We start from the raw sequence: 8,285 nt of genomic DNA, 5'->3' as shown, positions 1-8,285 counted from the left end.
ATCAATAAATCCAATGAGACCATAGCACAGCGACAGCAGCAGAACGGTAAACGACTGAATGGACAGCGCATGTACCAGCGTCACATTAACGACGATCGTCACAACGGTGATACTAATGATGAACATAAAGCCGCCCATCGTCGGGGTATTCTGTTTACCGGCATGTTCCGGTACATAGGACAGAATCTTCTGTCCAAAATTCATCTTGTGTAAGTAGCGAATAAGTGCCGGTCCAATTGCTGCCGCAAGAATAAACGATGCGATGACCGACACAGCGATAATGGTTGTCATGTACAATTTCCCTGACTTTCTCTTTTAATTTGCCCGGAACAGCTCCAAGGCTTTTTCCATCTTCCAATAGCGGCTGCCCTTGAACAGCAGAGCATCTCCCGCCTTGACTTCGCGCTTGAGCGCACCGGCGATTCCCTCATGCGAATGCATGATATGGATATTGGCATCCGGCATACCCGCCTCTATAGCACCGAGACGATAATCCTCTGCGCCGTCGCCGTAAGCATACAGAACATCAGCGCACTTGGCAATGCTCTTGCCGCAGCGCTGATGCTCCGCCGCCGCAAAGCTGCCCAGCTCTCGCATACCGCCGAGCACGGCGATACGCTTGCCGGTAATCTTGAGCTGAGACAGCAGCGCCAACGATGCATTGACCGCATCCGGGCTGGCATTGTAGCACGAATCAATGATAGTATATCCGTTTTCCTGCGTGATGGTCTGATGAATATCCTGAAATCCCTTGAGACCTGCCGCAATCTGCTCATGCGAAAGACCCAAGCACAGACCAACACTTGCAGCAGCCAGGGCATTGTAGACATTGTGTCTGCCGACGGTGCCAATAACCGCATCAAAGCTGCCATTCGGATGGACGATGGTCAGATTGATGTGATCTCCCTCCTGCACGATATGCTCTGCCCGCACATCACATGCCGGATTTTCGATGCCAAAATACAGAGTATTTGCTGCAATGCGATCTTTCTTGCACCACAGCAGCGGCTCATCGCCGTTGAGAACTGCTGTGCCGCCCTCCTGTAAGCCTTCTAATATTTCCATCTTGGCATCGCGGATGCCTTCACGGGAACCGAGAAATTCAATATGTGCCGTGCCAATATTGGTGATAACAGCGACATTCGGCTTTGCCTGCACGGTCATGCGGGAGATTTCCTTGAAATTAGACATGCCCATCTCGACAACAGCCGCTTCTGTGGATTCTTCCAGCCGGAACAGTGTCAGCGGCATACCGATTTCATTATTCAAATTGCCCTGCGTATACAGGGTGCGGAACTTCTGACCGACAACTGCCGCGGTCATCTCCTTAGTTGTCGTCTTGCCGACAGAACCGGTGATGCCGACAACCGGAATATCAAACAGCGAACGATACCCGCCAGCCAGAGCCAGCAGAGCCGCTCTCGTGTCCGGCACGCGAATGACCGGAACCGGCAGATCGACATCCTTTTCCGACATGACAGCAGCGGCTTTCAGCTCTACTGCCTTTTCCAAAAAATCATGTCCGTCAAATCGCTCACCGCGAATCGGAATAAACAGGCTTCCTGCCGGAATCGAGCGGGAATCGGTAGAAATACCGGTAATCTGTGTGCTTCCATCGCCGACAACTGTGCCGCCTGCAAAGGCAGCCGCCTGTGCAGCCGTAATGATCTTCATATATTTTCCCCTTTTCGCTCTCTCTTACTTCTGATTTTTCTTGGCGAAGTACTCTGCGACGACTTCGCGCTCATCCAGATGATGCTTGACATGGTTGATTTCCTGATAGGTCTCATGTCCCTTGCCCATCAGGACGATGGTGTCGCCTGCCTGTGCAATATCCAGCGCGTGCCAGATAGCTTCCGGTCGATTGACAATGACATCATACGGTGTCTTGGTATCCTTCATGCCTTCCAGAATGTCTTCAATAATTGCCTCCGGCTTTTCCGTACGCGGATTATCCGAAGTCACAATGCAGTAATCGGACAGCTTTGCCGCAATCGCACCCATCTTCGGACGCTTGGTGCGGTCTCGGTCACCGCCGCAGCCAAACAGACCAATGACGCGGCCCTTAGTAAATACGCGTGCTGCTTCCAGCACGTTTTCCACGCCGTCCGGAGAATGGGCATAGTCAATAAGCACGGTGTAATCGGTATCAGTCGGAACGACTTCTACACGACCCTTGACGCCGTGTGCCTTGTGCAGGGCGTCTGCCGCATCAGCGACCGATACGCCGAGTGCCTTTGCACAGGACAGCGCACACAGGGCATTGTATACGGTAAACTGTCCCGGAATGCCCAGCTTGACCTCGGTCTTACCCTCTGCGCTCTCGCAGATAAAGCCGATGCTGTCCGCATGAAGCTGAATGTCTACCGCGCGAAGGTCACACGCCTCATGCTCGCCATAAGACAGGAACGGGCAAGCCTTCTGCTCCAGCATGAACTTGCCAGCCGCATCGTCCAGATTGGTCACGCCGGTCTTGCTCTGATGGAACAGCAATGCCTTGGCATCGCGGTATGCTTCCATGGTCTTGTGGAAGTCCAGATGATCCTGTGTCAGGTTGGTAAAGGCACCAACGGTGAATTCGATGCCATAAACACGATCCAGTACCAGCGAATGCGACGAAACCTCCATGATAACGTGGGTACAGCCCGCATCACGCATCTCTGCGAACAGCTTGTGCAACTCGAACGATTCCGGTGTAGTGCGCTCTGTCGGCAGGATTTCATCGCCAATCATGTTCTGGTTGGTGCCGATCAAGCCGACCTTGTGGCCCTGTGCTTCAAGAATCGTCTTGAGCAGATAAGTTGTGGTCGTCTTGCCGTTGGTACCGGTGATGCCGACCATGGTCATGCTGCGCGACGGATGGTCAAAATAATTATCTGCCATCTCTGCCAGCGCGCGGCGGGACGATTCAACACGAACATATGGTACCGAAATACCACCTTCCGGCACATGCTCCAGCACAATTACGCTGGCGCCCAGCTCAATCGCCTTGCCGATATACTTGTGACCGTCCGTCGCATAGCCGGTGATTGCCACAAAGACATCACCCTTCTGCACCTGACGGGAATCATACTTCAATTCGCCAATTTCCATGGCTGCGTCTGCGGTCTGTTCCGCAATTTCTACACCCTTGAGAATCTTTTCCAGTTTCATATCTTTCTCCTTATTACTCCTGACTCGTTACGTTGTTGCCAAATGCTACTGTGACAACGGAGCCTCTTGCCGCCTCGCTGCCAGCCGATGGGCTTTGCTGCACTGCGGCAGATGCGCCGGATGTTCTCCAGCTGGCAATACCATTTTGTTTCATATACAATCCGGCCTGTGTCAGCGCAGCTCGTGCATTTGCTACACTCATACCGCTGACATCCGGAACCTTTACCTTATCCTTCGGCTTCTTTTCGCCGCAATACAGCACAATCTTATTGTCCGGCTGGACAGAAATGCCCGCTACCGGAAGCTGATCGGTGACCTTCTTGCCATCGCCTTGTACCGTATAGCTGAGACCCAAATCATCCAGTGCCTTCTTCGCATCGTCCACGGACTGACCTGTGAGCGTCGGCACAGTGATTTCCTGTCGATCTGCTTCCTCATCCGAGTAAATAGCCTCAACGCCGAGATACGGCAGAATGTCCTCAAAAATACGCGCGACAACCGGTGCTGCGACCGCACCGCCGCCCTTATTGGCAGTCTGCGGTTCATCAATCATGACGAGCACGGCATACTGCGGGTCATCCATCGGTGCCAGACCGATAAACGAAGCAATACGCAGCGATTTATCGCTCTTCGGCTGTTTCTCCGACGTCGCAGTCTTACCGCCCACGCGATAACCTGCGACATAAGCATTCTGACCGGTGCCCTGCGAGACAACGTTTTCCAGATAGCTGTTCATCGTATTGCTGGTTTCCTTGGAGATAACCTGTCTCTTGACCTCTGTGTCGACAGTCTGCTGCACATTGCCGTCAGAATCGACAATTTCACGCACCACATGCGGCGTGACGAGTTTTCCGCCATTGGCAACCGCAGAGACCATGCTCAGCTCTTGCAGCGGAGTAACCTGGAAGTTCTGACCAAACGATGCCGTCGCCAAGTCTACCTCACCCATGCTGTCAAAGAAAATACCGGTTGCTTCGCCCGGCAGGTCAATGCCGGTCTTTTCCATGAATCCATATGCTTCAAAGTACTTGCGGAACATATCCGTGCCAATCAGGGAACTGATGTCCATCATTGCCACGTTGCAGGAATTGGCCAGCGTATCCTTGAGCACCTGTGTGCCATGACCGCCGGATTTCCAGCATTTGATCGTGCGGTCTTTTACCGTCTTTGCGCCGCCGCAAACAAAGGTGCTGTTGTCATTGACCAGTCCTTCTTCCAGCGCAGTAGACACGGTAAATACTTTAAATGTAGAACCCGGTTCATAGGTATCGTTGAGTGCCTTATTTCTCCAAAGATTCAGCAGAATTTCGCTGTATTTTTTATCGTATTCTTCTCCGCTGAGATTGTTCAGCTCGCTGAGCAAAGATGTGTATTCCTCCGGAATCACGCGCGGATTGTTCAAATCGAAGTCCGGCTTGGTGGACATCGCCAAAATCTCGCCGGTCTTGACGTCCATGACAATGCCGCAGACGCCTTTCTTCGCGCTGGTCTGCTCCAGCACCTCTTCCAGATGCTTTTCCAGATAATGCTGCACACCTTCATCCAACGTCGTCACAACGCCGTTGCCGTCTTTGGCAGGGACATATTTCTCATAGTCATACGGCATATCCGAGCCGAGTGCATTGGTCGCCTTGACCACGCGGCCCGCAACGCCCTTGAGCACATCATTATATTGCAGCTCCAAGCCGTACAAGCCCTGTCCATCATCATTGGTAAAGCCCAACACCTGTGAAGCGAAATTGCCGTATTTATAATAGCGTTTGGAATCCTCTGTGGTGCTGACGCCGGTGTAGAGACTCTCTTCCTTGAGCTTCGCAACCAGCTCATCCGCAACATCGGCATCGACATGCCGTGCAATGCGGACATACGACTGGTCTCGCTGTATCTTCTTCAAGGTCTCTTTATAATCCAGCTCCAAATACTTTGCCAGCAGCTTGGCTACGCGCTTCTGATATGTCAGACACGCCGCCTCTTTTTCCTCATCGGTTGCCGCAATGGCTTTGCCTTTTTTGTCTCTCTTGACCTCAACCGACGCCAAGCCCTTCTTGCGAATGTCTGCCGGTGAAACGCTAATCTCCTGCGTCGTCGCGCTGACAGCAAGATCTGTCATATTGCGGTCATAAATCGTACCACGCATCGGAGTGATAATCAGATCCTTGGTCTGATTTTCCGCCGCCTTGCTCTGATAAAAATTGGTGTTGATGACCTGCAAATACAGCAGCTTACCCGCTACAACGACAAAGCCCAACACAGCAAATACAAGAATCAAAAAGCTTAGGCGAAACCGCATGTCTCTATTCGTTTTGTTGGAATGTTTTCCAGCCATTCGTTTAATCTCCAATCAATTGTTCTGCGAAATGTCCGCCCTTTAAGAATACCTTTGATTATAGCACAACTATGTATCAATTGCATCGTCAATATGACAAAAAACAAGGAGTCAGAAGGTTATTCACGCTTCTCACTCCCACCGTTTTATTATGTATATGATACATCAGCGTAAAAATGACAAAATTGCACTGAAGCTCTTCACAAAACTGGATGCCAGCTTTTCCACCCCACTGGAGCCTTCGTTTACCTGTACCTGATCGTTTTTCTGTAGCTCCAGATATTCTTCCTGACTGCGGTCGAGCTTGACCAGTCCCAGTACATTTTCTGCATATGTCTCCACTTCGGAAAGATCTACAGAATTTTCCTTCTTGGTTCTGAGAGAAATATATTCACTTTTCAGCTGCGCGAGCTGTGTGTTTTTCTCTTCCACCTGTTTTGTCAGGTCTGTCACCTGAATGTATCCCACGACAGTGCCCACTGCACCAACTAAGAACACAGCAAAGACTGCTGCAATAATCAGCTTACGGATACGATCGCGTCTGCGCCGCAGACGGGCACGTTCTTTTTTGCGTGCCAACTTACGCCGCTCCGCGGAATCTATTGGAATTGGCGTTTGATTCCGCCGCGTTTCTTTTGTCATACGAGTTCGCTCTCCCTTTTTACTTCTTTGGCATTTTTTCACATACTCTCAATTTTGCGCTTCTCGCGCGGGGGTTTCGAGCGATTTCCTCCATAGACGGCAGCAACGGCTTGCGTGCTACCAATTTTACCTTTGCCTGTTTGCCGCAGACACACACTGGAAAATCCTTTGGGCAGGTACATCCCTGTGCGGCACTGCGAAAGGCATTCTTTACAATGCGATCTTCCAACGAATGGAACGTAATAACAGCCAGTCTGCCGCCCGGTGCCAGCAAATCAATCGAGCGATCCATCGCCTCCTGCACCGCCTTCAGCTCATCGTTGACGGCAATGCGGATTGCCTGAAAGCTGCGCTTTGCCGGATGCTGTTTTTCTCGGCGGGCTGCCGGCGGCATCGCTTCTCGAATGATATCTGCCAGCTCCAGCGTGGTTTCAATCGGCTTCTGTTCGCGGGCGCGTTCAATTGCCGCTGCAATCTGCGGAGCATACCGCTCCTCGCCATATTCCCAAAGAATGCGGCGAATTTCGGCACGATCCCATGTATTGACAATCTCATATGCAGACAACGCCTGCTGCTGATCCATGCGCATGTCCAGCTTGGCATCGTGCATGTACGAAAAGCCGCGCTCAGCGATGTCCAGCTGCGGGGACGACACACCCAAGTCAAACAGGATGCCGTCTACCTGCTCCACACCACACGAAGCAACCGCCGTGTCAATGTTGCGAAAATCGCTTTTCACCAGTGTCACGCGGTCACGCACCTCTGCCAAACGCTTTTCCGCATTAGCCAGTGCCATATCATCGCGGTCAATCGAAATCAGACGTCCGCCTTCTGTCAAACGCTGTGCGATATGCAGCGAATGTCCGGCTCCGCCCAACGTCGCGTCGACATATACGCCGTCCGGTCGAATGTTCAAGCTGTCGAGACACTCGGACAGCAAAATCGAAATATGCTGAAATTCCATTTTTCGTCAGTCCTCCGTCTCAAAATCCCAATTCTTCCATCGCCTGCGCGATGCTCTCAGAGTCCAAATCGTCAGTATAAGCGTTCCAACGCCGTGCATCCCAAAGTTCTGCCCGTTCTCCTACGCCGATGACAACAACATCGCGTTCCAGCTTCGCATAGCTGCGAAGCACAGCCGGAATAACGATGCGCCCCTGCCTGTCCACGGTCACATCTGCCGCTGAAGACAGGAAGAAGCGCTGTAGGCTTCGGGATTTAGACATAGGCAGCTGCCGGATTTTCTGTTCCAGCTCTTCCCATGCCTCCTGCGGATACACAAACAAGCAGTCGTCCAATCCCTTCGTCACAACGAAGCTGTCTCCCAGCTGTTCGCGCAGCTTAGCGGGGATAAACAAACGACCCTTTGCGTCCAAGGTATGCTGATACTCACCCTTCACGCTGCCGTCCTCCCGCTCCGCAGTCGTGGTTTTGTGTGGGCATTTCTCCCACTCTCTCCCACTATGATTTTATTATACTTTCTGTAATCTTAAATTGCAAGGTTCTCCCGCATTTTTTTATGGGAATAATTAGAGTTTTTTCTACGATTTTTAATAAATTTTGAACTTCCGAACAAGTGTTCGGAATCTCATGCAACCTTCTTCTCCTAGGCGAAGAAAAAAGCAGAAAACAGAGACTGATCTCCGCTTTCTGCTTGTGGCTTGTATTAAATTCTTGCTGTTACTTTGGGCTTACCTGCTCGAACTGTGCGCGGCACTTGCGAATTTCTTCCAGCGACTGTGCAGCACAGGTTTCGGTTGCATTGAGCTTCTCGGTGCAGTACGAATTTACCGTTGCGCGAATTTGCGCTGCCTGCTTCTCTGCATTGGCAAGGATCTCATCCGCCTGACGCTGTGCTTCTGCAATCATGGCACTTTCATTTACCGTCTTGCGAACGTAATCCTCTGCCTTGCGGCGCAGGTCTTCTGCTTCCTTCTTGCTCGCCTCTACCATCTCATTGCGCTTTTCTACGAGTGCCCGTGCCATTTCCAAATCCTTTGGCATATTGGCACGAATCTCGTCAAGAATATCGAGTGCCTTTTCCTGGTCAATCATACATTTGTCTGCACTCAGCGGAACGCTGCGCGCTTCCTGAATCATATCATAGAGCGAATTGATGAGTTCTTCCAAAACAGCTACCATGCGTGTCCCTCCATCTGCTTGT

7 protein-coding genes and 1 pseudogene are annotated in these 8,285 nt (G+C 51.5%); all 8 read right to left on the bottom strand.

Annotation, left to right across the window (positions count from 1 at the left end; translation table 11 throughout):
• Nucleotides 1-291: pseudogene (locus ACR0P9_RS04465) on the bottom strand (phospho-N-acetylmuramoyl-pentapeptide-transferase); the annotation flags it as partial.
• 24 nt (nt 292-315) lie between these two features.
• Entirely contained in the window at nt 316-1,674 is a 1,359-nt protein-coding gene (locus tag ACR0P9_RS04460) for a UDP-N-acetylmuramoyl-tripeptide--D-alanyl-D-alanine ligase (protein ID WP_432617716.1), read from the bottom strand.
• Between the two features lie 24 nt (nt 1,675-1,698).
• A complete protein-coding gene (locus tag ACR0P9_RS04455; protein ID WP_432617714.1) occupies nt 1,699-3,153 on the bottom strand; it encodes a UDP-N-acetylmuramoyl-L-alanyl-D-glutamate--2,6-diaminopimelate ligase in 1,455 nt (484 codons plus the stop codon).
• Nucleotides 3,154-3,166: 13 nt separating this feature from the next.
• Nucleotides 3,167-5,479, bottom strand: coding sequence for a penicillin-binding transpeptidase domain-containing protein (locus tag ACR0P9_RS04450; protein ID WP_432617712.1), 2,313 nt, complete (start codon nt 5,477-5,479; stop codon nt 3,167-3,169).
• A 165-nt stretch (nt 5,480-5,644) separates the two neighbouring features.
• A complete protein-coding gene (locus tag ACR0P9_RS04445) occupies nt 5,645-6,121 on the bottom strand; it encodes a hypothetical protein (protein WP_432617710.1) in 477 nt (158 codons plus the stop codon).
• A gap of 19 nt (nt 6,122-6,140) precedes the next feature.
• Entirely contained in the window at nt 6,141-7,085 is a 945-nt protein-coding gene (gene rsmH / locus ACR0P9_RS04440; protein WP_432617708.1) for a 16S rRNA (cytosine(1402)-N(4))-methyltransferase RsmH, read from the bottom strand.
• Nucleotides 7,086-7,104: 19 nt separating this feature from the next.
• Entirely contained in the window at nt 7,105-7,521 is a 417-nt protein-coding gene (gene mraZ, locus ACR0P9_RS04435) for a division/cell wall cluster transcriptional repressor MraZ (protein WP_432617706.1), read from the bottom strand.
• A gap of 280 nt (nt 7,522-7,801) precedes the next feature.
• Nucleotides 7,802-8,285: hypothetical protein (locus tag ACR0P9_RS04430; protein WP_432617704.1), on the bottom strand; the 484-nt coding region annotated here is incomplete at its 5' end.

Origin of the sequence: Butyricicoccus sp., from assembly GCF_050872565.1 — a bacterium.
GTDB lineage: Bacteria > Bacillota > Clostridia > Oscillospirales > Butyricicoccaceae > Butyricicoccus_A.
The sequence above is the reverse complement of the archived record's forward strand: the minus strand, read 5'-3'. Positions and strand labels throughout refer to the sequence as shown.

Excerpts from the sequence above, each read along its gene's own strand:
- ACR0P9_RS04455 (WP_432617714.1), bottom strand. The coding sequence starts at position 3,153 with ATGAAACTGGAAAAGATTCTCAAGGGTGTAGAAATTGCGGAACAGACC.
- ACR0P9_RS04445 (WP_432617710.1), bottom strand. The coding sequence starts at position 6,121 with ATGACAAAAGAAACGCGGCGGAATCAAACGCCAATTCCAATAGATTCC.
- ACR0P9_RS04460 (WP_432617716.1), bottom strand. The coding sequence starts at position 1,674 with ATGAAGATCATTACGGCTGCACAGGCGGCTGCCTTTGCAGGCGGCACA.
- rsmH (WP_432617708.1), bottom strand. The coding sequence starts at position 7,085 with ATGGAATTTCAGCATATTTCGATTTTGCTGTCCGAGTGTCTCGACAGC.
- ACR0P9_RS04450 (WP_432617712.1), bottom strand. The coding sequence starts at position 5,479 with ATGGCTGGAAAACATTCCAACAAAACGAATAGAGACATGCGGTTTCGC.